This window comes from Pseudomonas frederiksbergensis (genome assembly GCF_001874645.1).
Lineage (GTDB): Bacteria > Pseudomonadota > Gammaproteobacteria > Pseudomonadales > Pseudomonadaceae > Aquipseudomonas > Aquipseudomonas frederiksbergensis_B.
In genome coordinates, this window is the sequence record NZ_CP017886.1 from 2,069,691 (window position 1) to 2,088,081 (window position 18,391).

General features: G+C 59.8%; 18 protein-coding genes and 1 pseudogene. 9 read left to right on the forward strand and 10 right to left on the reverse strand.

All coding sequences use genetic code 11. The annotated features are described in order from the left end of the window. Window positions 1-72: 72 nt before the first annotated feature. Window positions 73-525, reverse strand: coding sequence for a hypothetical protein (locus BLL42_RS10185; RefSeq protein ID WP_071551941.1), 453 nt, complete (start codon window positions 523-525; stop codon window positions 73-75). An 82-nt stretch (window positions 526-607) separates the two neighbouring features. On the opposite strand from BLL42_RS10185, the gene BLL42_RS10190 reads away from it, so the two are divergent. The 4 genes from BLL42_RS10190 (at window position 608) to BLL42_RS10205 (ending at window position 4,298) form a co-directional block, all read left to right on the forward strand. Continuing rightward, window positions 608-958, forward strand: a complete 351-nt coding sequence (locus tag BLL42_RS10190; protein ID WP_071551942.1) for a MerR family transcriptional regulator — start codon at window positions 608-610, stop codon at window positions 956-958. 25 nt (window positions 959-983) lie between these two features. Next, window positions 984-1,670 carry an SDR family oxidoreductase gene (locus tag BLL42_RS10195; RefSeq protein ID WP_071551943.1) on the forward strand — a complete coding sequence of 229 codons (687 nt, stop codon included), beginning with the start codon at window positions 984-986 and terminating at the stop codon, window positions 1,668-1,670. 149 nt (window positions 1,671-1,819) lie between these two features. Further along, complete coding sequence (locus tag BLL42_RS10200) at window positions 1,820-3,178, forward strand: 8-oxoguanine deaminase (RefSeq protein WP_071551944.1); 1,359 nt, start codon at window positions 1,820-1,822, stop codon at window positions 3,176-3,178. Window positions 3,179-3,344: 166 nt separating this feature from the next. After that, window positions 3,345-4,298: an adenosine deaminase gene (locus BLL42_RS10205; protein ID WP_071551945.1), complete on the forward strand. Its 954-nt coding sequence runs from the start codon at window positions 3,345-3,347 to the stop codon at window positions 4,296-4,298. Between the two features lie 79 nt (window positions 4,299-4,377). Here BLL42_RS10205 and BLL42_RS10210 read toward each other — a convergent pair whose 3' ends face one another. The 3 genes and pseudogenes from BLL42_RS10210 to vimR all read right to left on the reverse strand — a co-directional run. After that, window positions 4,378-5,757, reverse strand: coding sequence for an MFS transporter (locus BLL42_RS10210; protein WP_071555730.1), 1,380 nt, complete (start codon window positions 5,755-5,757; stop codon window positions 4,378-4,380). Window positions 5,758-5,891: 134 nt separating this feature from the next. Then, window positions 5,892-6,626 (reverse strand): ArsR/SmtB family transcription factor, encoded by a 735-nt coding sequence (locus tag BLL42_RS10215; RefSeq protein WP_071551946.1) that lies wholly within the window; start codon window positions 6,624-6,626, stop codon window positions 5,892-5,894. Between the two features lie 317 nt (window positions 6,627-6,943). After that, a pseudogene (gene vimR / locus BLL42_RS10220) lies at window positions 6,944-7,249 on the reverse strand (transcription regulator VimR); the annotation flags it as partial. 94 nt (window positions 7,250-7,343) lie between these two features. Here vimR and BLL42_RS30195 point away from each other — a divergent pair. Beyond that, window positions 7,344-7,514, forward strand: a complete 171-nt coding sequence (locus BLL42_RS30195; protein ID WP_167368536.1) for a hypothetical protein — start codon at window positions 7,344-7,346, stop codon at window positions 7,512-7,514. A gap of 1 nt (window position 7,515) precedes the next feature. Here BLL42_RS30195 and BLL42_RS10225 read toward each other — a convergent pair whose 3' ends face one another. Then, entirely contained in the window at window positions 7,516-8,709 is a 1,194-nt protein-coding gene (locus BLL42_RS10225; protein WP_071551947.1) for a multidrug effflux MFS transporter, read from the reverse strand. Window positions 8,710-8,803: 94 nt separating this feature from the next. After that, on the reverse strand, window positions 8,804-9,004 hold the full coding sequence (locus tag BLL42_RS10230) for a heavy-metal-associated domain-containing protein (protein WP_071551948.1): 201 nt from the start codon (window positions 9,002-9,004) through the stop codon (window positions 8,804-8,806). 146 nt (window positions 9,005-9,150) lie between these two features. Between BLL42_RS10230 and BLL42_RS10235 the strand changes: the two genes are divergently transcribed. From BLL42_RS10235 to cueR, 3 genes are all read left to right on the forward strand, one after another. Then, window positions 9,151-9,528 (forward strand): hypothetical protein, encoded by a 378-nt coding sequence (locus BLL42_RS10235; protein WP_071551949.1) that lies wholly within the window; start codon window positions 9,151-9,153, stop codon window positions 9,526-9,528. A gap of 155 nt (window positions 9,529-9,683) precedes the next feature. Further along, window positions 9,684-12,080 (forward strand): heavy metal translocating P-type ATPase, encoded by a 2,397-nt coding sequence (locus BLL42_RS10240; protein ID WP_071551950.1) that lies wholly within the window; start codon window positions 9,684-9,686, stop codon window positions 12,078-12,080. After that, window positions 12,077-12,490, forward strand: coding sequence for a Cu(I)-responsive transcriptional regulator (gene cueR, locus BLL42_RS10245; protein WP_071551951.1), 414 nt, complete (start codon window positions 12,077-12,079; stop codon window positions 12,488-12,490). Before BLL42_RS10240 ends, cueR begins: the two co-directional genes overlap by 4 nt. On the opposite strand, the gene BLL42_RS10250 is transcribed toward cueR, so the two are convergent. From BLL42_RS10250 to BLL42_RS10260, 3 genes are all read right to left on the reverse strand, one after another. Further along, window positions 12,444-13,673 carry an MFS transporter gene (locus BLL42_RS10250; RefSeq protein ID WP_129586945.1) on the reverse strand — a complete coding sequence of 410 codons (1,230 nt, stop codon included), beginning with the start codon at window positions 13,671-13,673 and terminating at the stop codon, window positions 12,444-12,446. The two genes, cueR and BLL42_RS10250, sit on opposite strands and share 47 nt — an antisense overlap. Window positions 13,674-13,887: 214 nt before the next feature. Further along, window positions 13,888-14,781 carry a PA4780 family RIO1-like protein kinase gene (locus BLL42_RS10255; RefSeq protein WP_071551953.1) on the reverse strand — a complete coding sequence of 298 codons (894 nt, stop codon included), beginning with the start codon at window positions 14,779-14,781 and terminating at the stop codon, window positions 13,888-13,890. Window positions 14,782-15,112: 331 nt separating this feature from the next. Next, window positions 15,113-15,904, reverse strand: a complete 792-nt coding sequence (locus BLL42_RS10260; RefSeq protein ID WP_071551954.1) for an AraC family transcriptional regulator — start codon at window positions 15,902-15,904, stop codon at window positions 15,113-15,115. Between the two features lie 84 nt (window positions 15,905-15,988). Between BLL42_RS10260 and BLL42_RS10265 the strand changes: the two genes are divergently transcribed. Beyond that, complete coding sequence (locus BLL42_RS10265) at window positions 15,989-17,017, forward strand: bile acid:sodium symporter family protein (RefSeq protein WP_071551955.1); 1,029 nt, start codon at window positions 15,989-15,991, stop codon at window positions 17,015-17,017. On the opposite strand, the gene BLL42_RS10270 is transcribed toward BLL42_RS10265, so the two are convergent. Continuing rightward, the gene (locus BLL42_RS10270) at window positions 17,004-18,281 is read right to left on the reverse strand and encodes an acetyl-CoA C-acetyltransferase (RefSeq protein ID WP_071551956.1); all 1,278 of its coding nucleotides are present in this window, start codon (window positions 18,279-18,281) and stop codon (window positions 17,004-17,006) included. The genes BLL42_RS10265 and BLL42_RS10270 overlap by 14 nt on opposite strands. Window positions 18,282-18,391 lie beyond the last annotated feature (110 nt).

The following is an 18,391-nucleotide window of genomic DNA, read 5'->3' on the forward strand; positions in this document are numbered from 1 at the left end:
ATTTAACCGGGAGCCAAATCTGCACCCGACCCTGCACCTTGCCCTGAAGTAGTGCCTGAGGCGGGCCGGACACTAGAGGTGAATCGTCACGACCTCATCGCGAGCAAGCTCCGGGCGCAGATCCGACGATAACTGCCGCACAGGCAATACTTGAGCAACGCCCCACGCCAACTCAAAGAACAGGAAAACCGTCAGCAGAGAAGTCACGCCATGGGCCAGCGCATACGCCTGCCAGCTGGCAAACAGGAATCTTCCTGCTGCGTCATAACGGCCATACACCTGCTGTGGATCGCGTATGCGCAGAACCGACCAGACACAAACGATCGAGCCCATCAAATTCGCCATCAACAGATGCATGGGTTCGAACGGCGGCACTTCGCCCGGCAGGTTCAAGGTTTGGCTGAGGCTCAATAGCAAGCCGTGCAACGCGGTAAACGTCCAGGGAGTGACAAATGCAGCGGTGACGATCAGGTCATACCAGGCACTGCTGCGCACCAGATTTCGGTACTGCGAAGGGGTCCACATGAATACTGCTCCAATAATTCGAGGAGCAAACAGGCTAAAGCCTGGAGTATGCTCCAGGGTCAAGCCACAATGAGTAGTAAAAATGCGCATCGGTGAATTAGCCCTGGCCAGTGCTGTCAGCCGCGATACCTTGCGTTTCTACGAGCAGCGCGGATTGATCGCCGCTCAACGCAGCGCCAACGGCTATCGCGACTATCCCGAGGAAATGGTGCAACTGGTGCTCTACATCAAGACGGCACAACGCCTGGGGTTTACCCTTGGCGAGATCGGCAGCAGCGTGGCCGCACTCTGGCAGGCCAAGGACCCGGAATGTGCTATCACCCAACTGCTGCAAGACAAACTGAGCCTGATCGAAACCCGAATTGCCGAACTGGGTGAGTTACGCCAGGAACTGCAACAACGGCTCGGGCAACGTTGTCCATTGAACCCATGACTCTCTTTTTTCAAGGAAGCCACTCATGTCTACGGTAAAGACCGCACTGATCATCGGCGCCTCACGAGGCTTGGGCCTCGGGCTGGTGAAAACCCTGCTGGCTGACGGCTGGCACGTCACCGCCACGGTCCGTAACCCGAAGAATGCCGAGGCGTTGCAAGCACTGGGCAAGGTACAGATTGAAAAGCTCGACATGGATGATCAGCAAGCGGTGATCGCCCTCAGCCAACAACTCAAGGGCCAGGTGTTCGACCTGTTGTTCGTCAACGCTGGCGTCAAAGGTCCTGAGGTGCAGACACCGGGTGGCGCGACACTGGCCGAAGTTGGTCAGTTGTTCTTCACCAACGCCGTGGCGCCAATCAATCTGGCCCAGCGCTTCGTTGGGCAAATCCGCAAAGGCAGCGGCGTATTGGCATTCATGAGTTCAGTGCTCGGCAGCGTGACCATGCCTGACGCGCCAGAACTGGCACTGTACAAGGCCAGCAAAGCGGCGCTGAACTCAATGACCAATAGTTTCGTCACGCAGTTGGGCGAACAGAAAATGACCGTGCTGTCGCTGCATCCGGGCTGGGTGAAAACCGACATGGGCGGTGAAGGCGCGGACATCGATGTCGATACCAGCACCCGTGGGCTGGTCGATCAGGTGAACGCCTATGCCGGCAAGGGTGGGCATCATTTCGTGAACTACCGGGGTGAGACAATTCCTTGGTGAGTGCCTGAAAAGATCGTCCGAACGATCTTTTGCTACCACCGTGCAACCTGAGTAAACTCGGCACTTCGTCCCCCGCGGCGACCCTGGATCAGCAGACAGGGCAACACTGAGCTGGCGAACCTGAACCCAACTTTCAGAGGAGCCGGCAAATGCCTGCGACCCGTATCTGGTTAAAAAATCCCCTCGCGATCTTCACTGCCAACGGCCTCGATGCCCGTGGCGGCCTGGTGCTGCAAGACGGTTTGATCGTCGAAGTGCTTGGTATCGGCCAACAACCCGCGACGCCCTGTGGACAAGTCTTCGATGCCCGTGAGCATGTGATCCTGCCGGGACTGATCAACACCCACCATCACTTCTATCAAACCCTGACCCGCGCCTGGGCGCCGGTGGTCAATCAGCCGCTGTTCCCCTGGCTGAAAACCCTCTACCCGGTTTGGGCTCGACTGACCCCTGAAAAACTCGCGCTGGCGACCAAGGTGGCCTTGGCTGAATTGCTGCTGTCGGGTTGCACCACTGCCGCCGACCACCATTACCTGTTTCCCGAGGGACTGGAAAATGCTATCGACGTACAGGTCGAGAGCGTCCGTGAGCTCGGCATGCGCGCCATGTTGACCCGTGGCTCGATGAGCCTCGGCGAAAAGGATGGAGGCCTGCCGCCACAGCAAACCGTGCAGCAAGGCGAAGTGATTCTCGCCGACAGCCAGCGCCTGATCGCCGAGTACCACGAACGTGGCGAGGGCGCACACATCCAGATCGCCCTGGCGCCCTGCTCGCCGTTCTCGGTCACGCCGCAAATCATGTCGGCGAGCGCCGAACTGGCGAACACACTCGACGTGCGCCTGCACACCCACCTCGCTGAAACTCTCGACGAAGAAGACTTCTGTCTGCAACGCTTCGGTCTGCGCACCGTGGATTATCTGGACAGCGTCGGCTGGCTCGGTCCGCGCACCTGGCTGGCCCACGGCATCCACTTCAACCCCGACGAAATCGCCCGCCTCGGCGCGGCGGGTACCGGTATCTGCCATTGCCCGAGTTCGAACATGCGCCTGGCATCTGGTATTTGCCCAACCCTGGAGCTGACGGCTGCCGGAGCACCGCTGGGCCTGGGCGTTGACGGTTCGGCGTCCAACGACGCCTCGAACATGATCCTCGAAACCCGTCAGGCGCTGTACCTGCAACGACTGCGTTATGGCGCGGAGAAAATCACCCCGGAGCTGGTGCTGGGCTGGGCTACTCAGGGTTCGGCGAAGCTGCTCGGTCGCAGCGACATCGGCGAACTGGCGGTGGGCAAGCAAGCAGATCTGGCATTGTTCAAACTCGATGAACTGCGCTTCTCCGGCAGCCATGACCCGATCTCGGCATTACTGTTGTGTGGCGCGGATCGTGCGGACCGGGTGATGATCGGCGGAAAATGGCGAGTGATCGACGGGCAAGTCGAAGGGCTGGACCTGAAAGGCTTGATTGCCGATCACAGTCAGGCGGCACGGCAGTTGATCAGCGGCATCTGACCGGACGCCTTCGTGGGCAAGGGCTAGCCCTTGCCCACGTTTGCCGACACCTATGTTTATCGTCGGGAACAGGAGGTGGTTTGATGAACCGGCTGGTCAGGTTTTGCTCATTGTTTCTACAGGCATCTGTAGAATGCTCACCATCTGCACCTGATGAGAAAAGAATATGTACGACTGGCTGAACGCCCTGCCCAAGGCAGAATTGCACCTGCACCTGGAAGGCTCGCTGGAGCCTGAGTTGCTGTTCGCCCTGGCCGAACGCAACAAGATCGCCCTGCCGTGGAACGACGTTGAAACCCTGCGCAAGGCGTATGCCTTCAACAACCTGCAAGAGTTCCTGGACCTGTATTACCAAGGCGCGGATGTGTTGCGCACTTCTCAGGATTTCTACGACCTGACCTGGGCCTACCTGCTGCGTTGCAAGGCGCAGAACGTGATTCACACCGAACCGTTCTTCGATCCGCAAACCCATACCGACCGTGGCGTGCCGTTCGAAGTGGTGCTTAACGGCATCGCCAGCGCATTGAAAGATGGCGAGCAGCAACTGGGCATCACCAGCGGCTTGATCCTCAGCTTCCTGCGTCACTTGAGCGAAGAAGAAGCCGAGAAAACCCTCGACCAGGCGCTGCCGTTCCGTGATGCGTTTGTCGCCGTCGGCCTGGACAGTTCAGAGATGGGTCACCCGCCAAGCAAGTTCCAGCGCGTGTTCGATCGCGCCCGTCACGAAGGTTTCCTGACCGTTGCTCACGCCGGTGAAGAAGGCCCGCCGGAGTACATCTGGGAAGCCCTCGACCTGCTGAAAATCCAGCGTATCGACCATGGCGTGCGCGCCATTGAAGACGAACGCCTGATGCAGCGGATCATTGACGAGCAGATCCCGTTGACCGTTTGCCCGCTGTCCAACACCAAACTGTGCGTGTTCGATCACATGTCCCAGCACAACATCCTCGACATGCTTGAGCGTGGCGTGAAGGTCACGGTGAACTCGGATGACCCGGCGTACTTCGGCGGTTATGTCACCGAGAACTTCCACGCGCTGTATACCCATTTGGGCATGACCCAGGATCAGGCCAAGCGCCTGGCCCAGAACAGCCTGGATGCCAGGTTGGTCAAACCGTAAAAAACAAAAGATCGCAGCCTGCGGCAGCTCCTACAGATTTACGCGTAGGAGCTGCCGCAGGCTGCGATCTTTTCTGGGGCTAACCCACCGTCACTTCGCTCAACTCCTCCAGCGTCTTGCCCCGCGTCTCCATTCCGAACAACCAGACCACGCCCGCGGCAACCGCGAAACACATCGCGCCCAAGGCGAACACCCCGCCCTGCCCTGTTATCGGGAACACCAACCCGGTGACCAATGGCCCGAGCAACGAGCCGACCCGGCCAATCGCCGAGGCAAACCCGGAGCCGGTCGCTCGCGCCGAAGTGGGATAGAGCTCTGGCGTATAGGTGTAGAGCACAGCCCACATGCCGAACAGGAAGAACTGCATCAGCAGGCCCGAACTAATCAACAGGCTGACGTTGCCGCCAAACACTGCGCTCTGCCCGTACAAAAACGCCATCACTCCACCACCGAGCAAGGTGATGATGCACACCGGCTTGCGCCCCCAGCGCTCCACCAGCCAGGCAGCCATGAGAAAACCGGGAATCCCGCCAAGGGAAATCAGCACGGTGTAATACACCGACTGAGTCACGGCAAACCCCGACTGCTGCAGCAAAGCGCTGAGCCAGGAAGTCAGGCCATAGAAGCCAAGCAAGGCAAAAAACCAGACGCTCCAGATCATCATCGTGCGTTGGCGGTACAAGGGTGACCAGATTTCATTCAAGGCCGAAAGGAAGTGCCCCGGGCGACTCTCGATTCTGGGCAAACGAATCGGCTCCGGCAGATCGGCGCTCCCCAGTGAGCCCCGCACCTTGTCTTCAATGCGCTGCAATACCTTGTCCGCTGTCGCGTGATGCCCAGCCTGTTCCAGCCAGCGTGGTGACTCAGGAATGAAGAAGCGGATCGCCAGGACAAACACTGCCGGCACCGCGAGCACCAGAAAGATGTCGCGCCAGCCAATTATCGGTAACAGGAAGTAAGACAGCACGCCCGCCGTGACAAATCCCAACGGCCAGAAACCATCCATCAACGCGATATAACGCCCGCGCCGTTTGGCCGGAATCAGTTCGGACAACATTGATTGGGCAATCGGAAACTCCATGCCCATGCCAATCCCCAGCAGAACTCGAAACAGCGTCAGCATCTCGACGGTTTGCGCCGTAGAACAGAGGTAACTGGCAATGCCCCACAACACGATGCTCCACTGAAACACCGGTTTGCGCCCGAAGCGGTCGGCGAGCATCCCGGACAAAGACGCGCCGATCACCATGCCGAAGAAGCTCGAACTGGCCAGCAACCCGGCCTGTGTCGTACTCAGAGCGAACTCGGCTTTGATCGACCCCAAAAGGAACGTCATCATTGCCAGATCCATGGAGTCGAAGAAAAACGCCAAGGCAATGATGATGAATATGATCCGGTGATAACCGCTGATGGGTAGTCGTTCCAGACGTTCTGCCGCGCTATAGCCTTGCGTTTCCATGCCGTATGCCCCCATTCGATAATCCCCGAATCGAGTGTGCGGGATCGCCTGGGGTAACCATTGCTGGATACGACCTGGCCACAGCTCTGAGCGACGCCTGAACCTCTGGCCACAGACGCCGATTTCAAGTGCTGCTAGAGCGCCATTTCCAACTCGACCTCTTTGGCGAATAGATCAATTTCACGCTGACCGGCCGCCGTGATCTGCAGAACGCGCGTGTCGCTGGGCAGATTCAACCATCCGGACTGCATGAACAACTGCAACACTGCCGCCCCCAGTGTGCCGCCCAGGTGCGGTCGGCGCTCGCTCCAGTCAGGGCAGGCGCAGACTACGCGGGAGGTGCTGTGAGCCAAGGCCTGAATGAACACGCCGTGGGTGGCTAGCTGATTGGCGCCTTTGTGGGTCACGATGACACGTTTGTCCAGCTGTTCGATCCAGCCGGCATCGAGCATCCGCTGATACAGATCGGCCGCCAGGCTTCCCCCCAGATGGTCGTCACAGAGCCTGGCCCGAAGCAAAGACGAAGGCGCCGTACGCACTTTCGTCGATGGGCTGGTGCGCTTGAGCAACTCTGGAACCTTGCCTGGCAAACTGGCCAGAGTTGCGCTGGCCAACGCTTCAACCGCCGCACCGATTTCGGGAGCTGCAAGCCGGAAAAACCGCTTGCGCCCACGCTCCTCGACTTTCAACAGTCCACCGCTGGACAAACGCCCCAGGTGCGCATTGGCCGATGACGGCGACAAGCCTGCCAGCAATGCCAACTCATCGGATTGCCGTGCAGTACCGTCCATCAAGGCCCACATCATCGCGCTACGCTTCGGGTCTGCCAGCAACGTGGCTATCTGGCTGATGCAAGGTGCATGTTCCATGTATTCACTCCCTGTTGAATCATTTGTCTACTGCTCTGGGACATCTTGACCAGTAATGTGCTGCCGGCCAAGGCGTGAAAACCGCCAAAAGCCGGGCGGTACAACCAACGGATGCGACGAATCTCTTCGAAAATCCCGACCGGGCTCAACAACGATCAGCACAGCGTCCAACCGCGTTGAGCTAAACGTCGCAACTTCGCTAACAACGGTGCGACACCAGGCAGGCGTTAGTATATGCGCGATGATCTTCGGTTCCTGTCCGCAGGGAGCTTTTGGAGGTGATAGTTCCTGCCAGAATTTTCCCTATTTGCGTGCGACTACTCGCCCGCACCGATCATGGCTGGCAATTGAGCCGCCAAATGGGCACATCGTGACTTGAGCATTTCACTCAACAGATTCACCGGCTTACTCAATTGAGCGCGATGGGCGCACAGCAAATTCAGCGGTGCGCGCTCGCAGCGCAGGCATCAGCACTTTCAAGCGGCCGGCCAAGACATCGCCGGCCACATCCAGCCAGGACTTGTAGGCAATTCCGGCACCAGCCACCGCCCACAGATGCACCACGTCCGCATCATCACTGAAACGATCACCGCAACGGTCAGGCCCACCTCCCGTTTGCCGTCAGTCTGAGGAGTTGATACACGTCACGAACTTGATCGAATTCAGGTCTACAATCGAGCCTCCCGCAGTGCAATCCTTTAGGTGAGGAAGTCAGCAATGAATATCCTGATAAAAGAATTGGCAAAATCCCAGTGGCAGGTCCGCCTGGACAACCACGCGGTGAACTTTCGTAGTGAAGCCGAAGCCCGTGCTTTTACCTCGACCCTCGAGGCTCGCTTGCACGCCCCTCATCCCCTTCCCGATCGCCAACAACGAGCAGCCGGCTGACTCAAGCCACGGTTTGCGCTGCCCGGGCAATTTGCAGACGACGGGTGAGCATCGCGACGCTCACCACCAAAATTCCGCACAGGCTGATGACCATCGCCATGGGCATTGCGGTGCCGTCGTGCAACACGCCCACCAACGCTGCCGCTCCTGCGGCAACACTGAACTGCAAGCAACCAAGCATCGCCGAGGCACTGCCTGCGCGCGCGCCCTGTCCACTCATGGCGCACGCCGACGCATTGGGAATGATGCAACCCAGGCTCGCAATGCAGATGAACAGAGGGATCAGCAACGGCCACAAATGCTCGGTATGCAGTGAACTCACCGCTAGCAAGCTCAGGCCCGCCGCGAGATAAATCCATACCGTGCGCGCCAGCAAAAAGGCCGGACCGCGTTTGGAGAGCAACCGTGCATTGACCTGCGCTACCAGAATGAAGCCCGCCGCATTGGTGCCGAACAACCAGCCGAAGTGCTCGGCCGGGACACCGTAAAGCTTGATGAACACGAAGGGCGAACCGGCGATGTAGGCAAACATCCCGGCAATGGCGATGCCACCGGTCAAGGCATGACCGAGGAAAATCCTGTCAGAGAGCAGTCGACCGTACTGGCGCAGAGCACCCGACAATGGCTGACGCGGCTGGTTGGCCGGCAAGCTTTCCGGCAGGCCCACTGCAACCGCCAGAGCCGACACTGCACTGAACACCGTCAAGGCGATAAAGATCGACTGCCAGCCATGCAGGTTGACCAGCAGACCGCCGAGCATTGGCGCAAGAATCGGTGCCAGGCCCATTACCAGCATCAGTTGGGAAAAAACTTTCGCCGAACCCACCGCGTCGCACTTGTCGCTGACCACTGCGCGGGAAATTACCATCCCGGCGCAGCCGCCCAGGGCCTGGACGAAACGTGCCGCGATAAGCCACTCAAGGCTCGGCGCAAACGCGCATACCAGCGATGCCAGAGTGAACAGACCAACGCCCACCAGCAATGGAATGCGCCTGCCGAAGCGATCGGCCACCGGGCCATAAGCCAACTGACCAATCGACAGGCCCAGGAAATAGGCCGCCAGGGTCAACTGGACGTGTTTTTCGTCGGTGCCGAAAGCCGCCGCCATGGCCGGGAAGGCTGGCAGATAGAAATCGATGGCCAGCGGCCCGAAAGCGCTCAGGGCGCCAAGAATCAGAATGGTACGGAGGTTCATCAGGCGTCCAGTTATACGTCAGTCGGCAGCCCGACAGTCTAGCCGCGCCTGGACGCCTTGAACATTCCGATAGGTCGCTAACTAATAAAAAGGTTCAGGCCAGCGTCACTTCATAACCTTCTTCGCTGATCAGGTTAATGACTTGATCCGCCGACAGCTCACCGCTCTCGACGCCGACTTCCTTCGCCGCAAGGTCGACCCGAACACTGGCCGCCGGATCCTTGGCTTGCAGCGCTTGAGTAATGGCCCGAACACAGTGACCGCACGACATTCCTTGAACGTTGAATACTTGCATAAGGCAGCTCCTTTAATGAGGTTGAAGCCAGTCTTGACCTTGCCACAGTAGCAAGGTCAAGTTCTGAAGTGATCTGCCGGGCTGGCAATCGTCGCCGCGCTCGGCCAAGCTTCGTCATCAATGACTCAAAAGCAGGAGATGCAGCCATGCGCTGGTCAGCTTTCAGCCTATTCAGCATGCTCAGTCTTTTCGCCGCCGTGCCCTCGGCCAGCGCCGAAGACTACGGTGTGTTGATCATTTCTCGCGAGCGCCTGGAAGTCGCGACCTCGTGCGAGATTGGCGTGTACATCCAGGATCAGCTATCGGCGCGGTTGTTCCAGGAGCAGAGCACGTCGTTCAACTTGCCGCCGGGAAACTACTCCTTGCGGCTCAAACTGCTGCCCGGCCAGGCGCCAGGTTGCAGTGCCGGGATGCTGGCACCGGGTTCGCAGAACATCACGCTGCGGGCGGGTGACTTGTTGAAATTCCGCATCGCCATGAATCAGCAAGGGATGTACCTCAAGAAGGCACCATTGGGGTATTGATCCACCCCGAAAAGATCGCAGGCTGCGCCAGCTCCTACACGGGAAGCGGCCGTTGGTGTAGGAGCTGCCAAAGGCTGCGATCTTTTAGAAGAGACTTGACCTTGCCAGCATGGCAAGGTTGATCCTGTAGATCATTTCTACAGGGAGTAAGACCGATGTCCGATTCCACCACCTTCGATCTGCCGATATCCGGTATGACCTGCGCAAGCTGTGCCGGACGTGTCGAGCGTGCGTTGAGTAACGTTGTGGGTGCAAGCGCCGTCAGCGTCAACCTGGCCACCGAGCAAGCTCGCGTCCAGGCCCCACGCAACAGCTTGCCGGCGCTGATGGAAGCGGTGCAGCAAGCCGGATACAACGTGCCGGCACACAACCTCGAATTGAGCATCGGCGGCATGACCTGTGCCTCGTGTGCCGGTCGGGTCGAACGGGCCTTGAAAAAAGTCCCCGGGGTGAAAAGCGTCAGCGTCAACCTGGCCAACGAACGCGCCCACCTCGAACTGCTCGGTCAGATCGACCCACAGCTATTGATCGGTTCGGTCAGCAAGGCCGGTTACACCGCCAGCGTCTGGCAAGCCGAGCAGTCCACCCATAATGATCAAGAACAACGTCTGCGCCGTGAGCGCTGGAGCTTGCTGCTGGCAATCGTGCTGGCCTTGCCGCTGGTGCTGCCGATGCTGGTGCAGCCGTTCGGCCTGCACTGGATGCTTCCAGCCTGGGCACAGTTTGCCTTGGCGACCCCGGTACAATTCATTTTCGGTGCGCGCTTTTATGTCGCCGCCTGGAAGGCCGTGCGGGCTGGCGCGGGCAACATGGACCTGCTGGTGGCCTTGGGCACCAGCGCCGGTTATGGCTTGAGCATTTACCTGTGGGCCACCGCCAGCGCCGGCAGCATGCCTCATCTTTATTTCGAAGCCTCGGCCGTGGTGATCGCGCTGGTATTGCTCGGCAAATACCTTGAGAGCCGCGCCAAACGCCAGACCGCCAGCGCCATTCGCACTCTTGAAGCCTTGCGTCCGGAGCGGGCGATTCAGGTGATCGACGGCCGCGAACAGGACGTCGCCATCAACGCACTGCGCTTGGGCGATCTGGTACTGGTCAAACCCGGCGAACGCTTCCCGGTGGACGGTGAAGTAGTCGAAGGCCAGAGCCATGCCGACGAAGCGCTGATCAGCGGCGAAAGCCTGCCGGTGCCAAAACAACCCGGCGACAAGGTCACTGGCGGTGCAATCAACGGCGAAGGCCGATTGCTGGTTCGGACCCAGGCCTTGGGCGCGGAAACCGTGTTGGCGCGGATCATCCGTCTGGTCGAAGACGCCCAGGCCGGCAAGGCACCGATTCAAAAGCTGGTGGATAAAGTCAGCCGGGTGTTCGTACCAGTGGTGTTGCTGTTGGCCTTGGCGACGTTGATCGGCTGGTGGCTTTACGGCGCGCCGCTGGAAACGGCGGTGATCAACGCCGTCGCGGTGCTGGTGATCGCCTGCCCTTGCGCCCTCGGTCTGGCCACACCAACCGCGATCATGGCCGGCACCGGTGTGGCCGCGCGTCACGGGATTCTGATCAAGGACGCCGAAGCGCTGGAACGCGCCCATGAAGTCAGCGTGGTGGTTTTCGACAAGACCGGCACACTGACTTCCGGTACACCACGCATCGCTCACTTGAGTGCCATCGACGGCAACGAAGCGACCCTGCTGCAACAGGCCGGCGCCCTGCAACGCGGCAGCGAACACCCGTTGGCCAACGCCGTGCTGGACGCCTGCGCCGAGCGCGACTTACCGGTGGCCGATGTCAGCGCCAGCCAATCGCTGACCGGGCGCGGCATTGCCGGCACGCTGGAGGGTCGCCAATTGGCGCTGGGTAATCGCCGTCTGCTGGAAGAAAGCGGCTTGAGCGCCGGCCCCTTGGCCGATTCCGCCAACACCTGGGAAGCCGAAGGTCGAACCTTGTCATGGCTGATCGAACAAAACCCCGAGCCCAAGGTGCTCGGTCTGTTTGCCTTTGGCGACACCCTCAAGCCCGGTGCGCTGCAAGCGATCAAAGCACTCAACAAACAACACATCGGCAGTCACCTGCTAACGGGTGACAACCGTGGCAGCGCCCGAGTGGTTGCAGAAGCACTGGGCATCAGCAACGTTCACGCCGAAGTGCTACCGGCCGAAAAAGCCTCGACCGTCACTGAACTGAAAAAGACCGGCGTAGTGGCGATGGTCGGCGACGGCATCAACGACGCTCCGGCGCTGGCGGCGGCGGATATCGGCATCGCCATGGGCGGCGGCACCGACGTTGCGATGCACGCGGCCGGGATCACCTTGATGCGCGGCGATCCGCGCTTGGTGCCGGCGGCGCTGGAGATCAGCCGCAAGACCTACGCGAAGATCCGCCAGAATCTGTTCTGGGCCTTCGTCTACAACCTGATCGGGATTCCGCTGGCGGCCTTCGGTTTGCTCAACCCGGTCATCGCCGGCGCGGCGATGGCCTTGTCCAGCGTCAGCGTGGTGAGCAATGCTTTACTGCTCAAGACCTGGAAGCCGAAAGACCTGGAGAACGTTGAATGAACATCGGCCAAGCAGCCAGACACAGCGGCCTGAGCGCCAAGATGATTCGCTATTACGAATCGATCGGCCTGCTCAAGGCCGCGCATCGCACCGACAGCGGCTACCGCCTCTATGGCGACCAGGACCTGCACAGCCTGGCGTTCATCAAGCGTTCACGCGATCTTGGGTTTTCCCTGGAAGAGGTCGGCAAACTGCTGACCCTCTGGCAAGATCGCCAACGGGCCAGCGCCGATGTCAAGGCGCTGGCCCGCCAGCACATCGACGAGCTGAACCAGAAAATCCGCGAGCTCGGCCAGTTGCGCGACACCTTGCAGGATCTGGTGGAGCATTGTCAGGGCGATCATCGCCCGGACTGCCCGATTCTCAAGGAGCTGGCGTCGGGCTGCTGCGCCGAGCCCGCTCGCCCCTGATCACCAACACCCTCAGCACCAGCAGGGTGCTGAGGGGAATTCCATGAAACAGCAGCACCACCGCGCCGGGCCCCCACACGTTATAAAACGGCGCGGCGATCAACATGCCGACGCCGAACCCGGTCATTTGCAGCAAGGTCAGGAAGCTGAAAATCGGCAGGCGCAGGCTGTCCGGTTCACGCTGCAAGCGCGACATCAGCCCGACCTCTGAAAACCCATCCCCCAGCCCCGCCGGCAACGCAAACAGCAGCAAACCGTAGAGGCTCTGTTGCTGGAACATCAGGATAAAGCCGCTGGACATCAGCAACACGCCAAAGAAGAAGCGCCGCTCCAGGTTTGAGTTTTCCGACCCCGGCAAACGGCTGGCAATCCGCGCGCCGATGAATTTTCCGCACGCCCAGACCGCCAACATCAGGCCCAGGGTGGTGCTGGCCGATTCGGGTGTCAGCAGTTTGGAAATAATCGGGAAACCCACGTTGTGCGCCGCACTGCCGAGGGTATCGGCCATCGCCAACACCAGCATCGCGGCAATCACCGGCGAGCTGCGCAGGCCTTGGCGCAGCGCGGTCCATTCGCCACTGACAGGTGCGGATCCCACGTTCGGCGCGGGGCGATAAAAACGCAACGGCACAATAAACATCGCCGCCAGCAAATAGGTGACGGCGTTCAGCGCAAACACCGTTTCAAAACCAAACCCCGCCACCAGCAACCCTGAGACCAGGCTGCCTGCAACCATCGCACCCGATGACGCCGAGGTCATCCATGCGTTGGTCCTGAGCAATTGCTCACCCTGGATCATGTGAGGCAACTGGCTGTTCAGACCGATGGCGAACATCGAGTTGCCGAATCCCAGGCCGAACGCAATCACCGGCAACATTAGCCCCTGCTGCGACACCGGCAGCACAAGCAACAGGCCTAACAGCCCGGCACGCAGCAGATCGAAGGCTATCAGCGGTAAGCGCCCGCCCCAACGGCGATAAAACGCTGTGCCGATCAAACTGGCAAAAATCCCACCGGCCACCCGGCTGGCGAGAAAGATCCCGACGCTCATGGCGCTGTTGCCGAGCAAATAAACGTAAGTAGCCAGCGCCACCATATTGAGAAACGCACCAAAGTCCGAGACCAAGCGCGCAGCGATGATCAGTTGGGCGTTGCGGGTGGATTGGTGGAAGGTAAGGTCCATATTCATTCATCCTTGAACAACTCGTGCGACAGACCGCAAATACCCGGGACTTATGGATGCACGTCGATCCCCGTAGAAGCAGGCGAAGGCTGCGATCTTTTAGCGGTGCATGGAATGCCGAAAATCAAGATCAACAGATCGCAGCCTTCGGCAGCTCCTACAGATTTTGCTGTTCACAAAAAACCCGGCCGAAGCCGGGTTTCTCGTCAACCGATCACTGCATCCACGGTGGAGGCGGTTCTTCGGTTTTGCCCGGCGGCGCATCGTCTGCGGCGCGAACCGCTTGCCGACGCTCCTCATCAAGGCGCGCAGCCTCGATCTCACGCATGATGCCGCCTACGTCCGCCAGCTCTTCCGGTTCGTCGAACTCACCGGTCAGGACACTGGCCGGGTGCAGGGTGCCGGCTTCATACAGGGCCCACATTTCCTTGGCATACCTGGTCTGCTTCAACTCCGGCGCAAAGCGCCCGAAATACGAGGCCATGTTGCCCACATCGCGCTCCAGCATGCTGAACGCGTGGTTGTTGCCGGCAGCGTCGACTGCCTGGGGCAGGTCGATGATCACCGGGCCGTCCGGGGTCAGCAATACGTTGAACTCGGACAGGTCACCGTGCACCAGACCGGTACACAGCATCAGCACAATCTGCGAAATCAGGAAGGCGTGGTATTCACGTGCCTGATCCGCTTCCAGCACCACGTCATTGAGACGCGGCGCGGCATCGCCGTACTCGTCCGCCACCAGTTCCATCAGCAGCACGCCTTCCAGGAAGTCGAACGGCTTGGGCACTCGCACCCCGGCACTGGCCAAACGGAACAATGCCGCAACCTCGGCGTTCTGCCAGGCGTCTTCGGTTTCTTTACGACCGAACTTGGACCCCTTGGCCATGGCGCGAGCCTGACGGCTGTTACGTACCTTGCGTCCTTCCTGATACTCGGCCGCCTGACGAAAACTTCGTTTATTCGCCTCCTTGTAAACCTTGGCGCAACGTAACTCGTTGCCGCAGCGCACCACATAAACAGCTGCTTCTTTACCACTCATGAGTGGGCGCAGCACCTCGTCAACCAGACCGTCCTCGATCAGCGGTTCAATGCGTTTTGGAGTCTTCATCAGCTTTTATTGTGGGTCCTTTATTACCAAACACGCGAATATCACTCGTTATACGGCAATCCTCTCCCGTCGGGGAGGGGTTGCCGACCTATGAACGTTTCAGATGCACCCAATGTGCCAGATTAATCAGGCAAACCTTGTCGGCCGACGAAGATCATAGCTGAGAGTCAGCCACACGTCGGCAACCGGATCAGCAGGCATTTGCGACAGAGTTTGAGATCAGCCAAGCCACTCTTTGTAGGATTTTTTTCAATAGCCCTCAATTTCCGCACCTGAAGATCAAAAGATAAAGATCGCAGCCTTCGGCAGCTCCTACAGGAGGCCACGATCTTTACTGTTTGAACAACTCACCGGGGGTAAACCTGAACAGGCTTTTGAACGCCGCAATAAACGCCGAGGTCGAGTCATAACCGCTGGACAGCGCAGCCGTGGTCACGCTGTTGCCGTCCTCCAGCAGGCTTAATGATGAGAGCAGCCGCATGCGCTGGCGCCAACTGCGGAAGCTCAATCCGGTTTCACGCTGGAACAAGCGCATCAGGGTTTTCTCCGAAGTCCCCAATCGCTCGGCCCATTCATGCAGCGTCACGTTCTGCTCCGGGCTTTCGATCAGCTCGTTGCACAGCCCAAGCAAACGCGAGTGACGTGGCAGCGGCAGAGAGAAGCCGACTTCCGGCAGGCTCGCCAACTGATCCAGCAGCACCTCGACCAGGCGTGCTTCGCGGCTGTCACCCTCTGGATAGTCAACCGGCAGCAGGCAAAAACCCTTGATCAACTCACGCGCCAGCGGCGTGACTTCGAGCACCCGACAACGCTCGTCCGCCCAGACACACGCTTCGCGCCGCACATACAGGCTGCGCATTTCCGCGCGCATCGAAGTCACCACCTGGTGTTCCAGATCAGCCGGAATCCAGATCCCCCACTGCGGCGGCGCAAAGAAACTACCCTCGGCGGTGTGCACGCCGAGCACGCCACTGATGGCGTAGGAAAACTGCACCCAATCGTGGCGATGAGGTGGTGTCCACGAACCGGCGCTGAGGCTTTCCGCACGGGCATACAGCGGGCGCGGCAAAACCGTCAGGGTCGGGAGGGTCCGTTCTAGGGAAACTTGTCCGTTAGCCGGCATTGATTGGCCTTATGTCGCAAGACGGGCGAAAATCTTGACCTTAGGCTAGGTCATCAATTCTTACCATTCTATTCGGTGCCGCCCATGCATGCCTTCAAACACCTCAAACGCGTCGTCACCGACTGGTTCCTGTGCGGGATGCTGATCGCCACGCTGCTGTCCTACGTCTTCCCAACCTTCGGCGCCACGGGCGGCACGATGCACGCCGAGTGGGTGATCAACATCGGCGTGTTCCTGGTGTTCTTCCTGCACGGGGTCAACCTGTCGAGCGAGCAGATCCGCCACGGTTTGAAAAACTGGCGCCTGCACTTTATGGTCCAGACTTTCACCTTCCTGGTGTTCCCGCTGATCTGGCTGGTGAGCGACACGCTGCTGGGCTCACACATTCCGTCGCTGTTGATGCTCGGGTTCTTCTATCTGTGCGCCCTGCCCTCGACTATTTCCTCTTCCGTGGCCTTGACCGGCAGCGCGGGTGGCAACGTACCGGCGGCGATTCTTAATGCCAGTCTGTCCAGCGTGCTGGGGATTTTCCTCACGCCGTTACTGGTGAGCTTCGTGGTGGGCAGCGGTGCTGGCGGCATCGACCTGGGCTCGACCTTGCTCGATCTCTGCGCCATGTTGTTGCTGCCGCTGGTGCTGGGTCAGTTACTGCGCCCGCTGTTCGGCAAGTTTTTCAGTCGCCACAAGCGCTACACCAACATCGTCGACAAACTGGTGATCCTGCTGCTGGTCTACGCCGCGTTCTGCAACTCGATGGTTTCCGGGATGTGGCAGCAACAGGGCAATACAGTCATTCTCAGCGCACTGGTCGGCAGTGCCGTGCTGCTGGCGATCATTCTGTGGATGACCACCCGAACCGCCCGTGCCCTGAAGTTCAGCCCGGCCGATGAGATCGCCGCGGTGTTCTGCGCCAGCAAGAAGTCCCTGGCGGCCGGTGCGCCGATGGCGGCGCTGATCTTCGGTGCCAACCCGGGCCTGGGGCTGATCCTGTTGCCGATCATGATCTATCACCCGTTGCAACTGATCGTCTGCTCGGTACTGGCGGAGAGTTACGCCAACCGCAATCGGGTACTCGCCGAACAGCAACGCGGCGCTGCCCTCAGCGCTCAATAATCGCCGTCACCCCTTGACCGCCGGCGGCGCAGATCGAGATCAACCCGCGCCCCTTCCCGGTGGCGTCCAGCAGCTTGGCGAGGTTGGCGACGACTCGCCCACCGGTCGCGGCAAACGGATGCCCGGCCGCCAGTGAACTGCCTTTGACGTTGAGCCGACTGCGGTCGATCGAGCCCAGCGGCGCGTCGAGGCCGAGCCGGGTTTTGCAGTAGTCCGCATCTTCCCAGGCCTTCAAGGTGCAGAGCACTTGCGCGGCGAAGGCTTCGTGGATTTCGTAGTAATCGAAGTCCTGCAAGGTCAGGCCGTTGCGCGCCAGCAAACGCGGCACCGCGTAAACCGGCGCCATCAGCAGCCCTTCGGCACCGTTGACGAAATCTACCGCCGCCGCTTCGCCGTCGCGCCAGTAAGCGAGAATTGGCAGACCGCGCTCTTTCGCCCACGCCTCACTCCCCAACAGCACCAGCGCCGCACCATCGGTCAGCGGTGTCGAGTTACCGGCGGTGAGCGTGCCTTTGCCGCTCTTTTCAAATACCGGTTTCAACGACGCGAGTTTTTCCAGTGTCAGGTCCGGGCGCAGGTTGTTGTCACGGGTCAGGCCCAGGAACGGTGTCATCAGATCGTTCTGCCAGCCTTCGGCGTAAGCCGTGGCCATATTCTGATGGCTTTCCAGCGCCAGCTGATCCTGCTCGGCACGGGGAATGCTCCAGGTCTGCGCCATCAACTCGCAATGCTGCCCCATGGATAGCCCGGTGCGCGGCTCGCCATTACGCGGCAGTTCGGGGATCAAATGCCGAGGACGCACTTGCAGAAAGGTTTTCAACTTGTCGCCCAGGCTCTTGGCGCGGTTGGCTTGCAGCAAAATCTTGCGCAAGCCTTCGCTGACACTGATCGGCGCATCCGAGGTGGTGTCGACACCCCCGGCAATGCCGCAGTCGATCTGCCCCAGGGCAATCTTGTTCGCCACCAACAATGCCGCTTCCAGACCGGTGCCGCAGGCCTGCTGAATGTCGTAAGCAGGCGTGCTCGGCGACAGCCTGGAGCCGAGAACACACTCACGGGTCAGATTGAGGTCCCGGGAAAGCTTGAGCACTGCCCCCGCGACCACTTCCCCCATGCGCAAGCCATGCAGGTTATAGCGTTCGATCAAGCCTTCGAGCGCCGCCGTCAGCATTGACTGGTTGCTGGCGGTGGCATACGGCCCGTTGGAACGAGCAAAAGGAATGCGATTACCGCCAATGATCGCGACGCGGCGCAGCTGAGTCATGAAAAACTCCTATTCTGTGAAGGGCGTAACCCACAAGCGTAGGCCTTATCTCGTGGGTCGAACGACTGATCGCGATTCGTGGTCCACACTGTGAACCTCAGCTGCCGGAG

What these genes read in the sequence shown, in the direction of transcription:
- BLL42_RS10270 (WP_071551956.1), bottom strand. Translation starts at nt 18,281, where the DNA reads ATGACTCAGCTGCGCCGCGTCGCGATCATTGGCGGTAATCGCATTCCT.
- BLL42_RS10185 (WP_071551941.1), bottom strand. Translation starts at nt 525, where the DNA reads ATGTGGACCCCTTCGCAGTACCGAAATCTGGTGCGCAGCAGTGCCTGG.
- BLL42_RS10195 (WP_071551943.1), top strand. Translation starts at nt 984, where the DNA reads ATGTCTACGGTAAAGACCGCACTGATCATCGGCGCCTCACGAGGCTTG.
- BLL42_RS30195 (WP_167368536.1), top strand. Translation starts at nt 7,344, where the DNA reads ATGAATATCCTGATAAAAGAATTGGCAAAATCCCAGTGGCAGGTCCGC.
- BLL42_RS10265 (WP_071551955.1), top strand. Translation starts at nt 15,989, where the DNA reads ATGCATGCCTTCAAACACCTCAAACGCGTCGTCACCGACTGGTTCCTG.
- BLL42_RS10255 (WP_071551953.1), bottom strand. Translation starts at nt 14,781, where the DNA reads ATGAAGACTCCAAAACGCATTGAACCGCTGATCGAGGACGGTCTGGTT.
- BLL42_RS10225 (WP_071551947.1), bottom strand. Translation starts at nt 8,709, where the DNA reads ATGAACCTCCGTACCATTCTGATTCTTGGCGCCCTGAGCGCTTTCGGG.
- BLL42_RS10210 (WP_071555730.1), bottom strand. Translation starts at nt 5,757, where the DNA reads ATGGAAACGCAAGGCTATAGCGCGGCAGAACGTCTGGAACGACTACCC.
- BLL42_RS10205 (WP_071551945.1), top strand. Translation starts at nt 3,345, where the DNA reads ATGTACGACTGGCTGAACGCCCTGCCCAAGGCAGAATTGCACCTGCAC.
- BLL42_RS10190 (WP_071551942.1), top strand. Translation starts at nt 608, where the DNA reads ATGCGCATCGGTGAATTAGCCCTGGCCAGTGCTGTCAGCCGCGATACC.
- BLL42_RS10235 (WP_071551949.1), top strand. Translation starts at nt 9,151, where the DNA reads ATGCGCTGGTCAGCTTTCAGCCTATTCAGCATGCTCAGTCTTTTCGCC.
- BLL42_RS10215 (WP_071551946.1), bottom strand. Translation starts at nt 6,626, where the DNA reads ATGGAACATGCACCTTGCATCAGCCAGATAGCCACGTTGCTGGCAGAC.
- BLL42_RS10240 (WP_071551950.1), top strand. Translation starts at nt 9,684, where the DNA reads ATGTCCGATTCCACCACCTTCGATCTGCCGATATCCGGTATGACCTGC.
- cueR (WP_071551951.1), top strand. Translation starts at nt 12,077, where the DNA reads ATGAACATCGGCCAAGCAGCCAGACACAGCGGCCTGAGCGCCAAGATG.
- BLL42_RS10250 (WP_129586945.1), bottom strand. Translation starts at nt 13,673, where the DNA reads ATGGACCTTACCTTCCACCAATCCACCCGCAACGCCCAACTGATCATC.
- BLL42_RS10200 (WP_071551944.1), top strand. Translation starts at nt 1,820, where the DNA reads ATGCCTGCGACCCGTATCTGGTTAAAAAATCCCCTCGCGATCTTCACT.
- BLL42_RS10260 (WP_071551954.1), bottom strand. Translation starts at nt 15,904, where the DNA reads ATGCCGGCTAACGGACAAGTTTCCCTAGAACGGACCCTCCCGACCCTG.
- BLL42_RS10230 (WP_071551948.1), bottom strand. Translation starts at nt 9,004, where the DNA reads ATGCAAGTATTCAACGTTCAAGGAATGTCGTGCGGTCACTGTGTTCGG.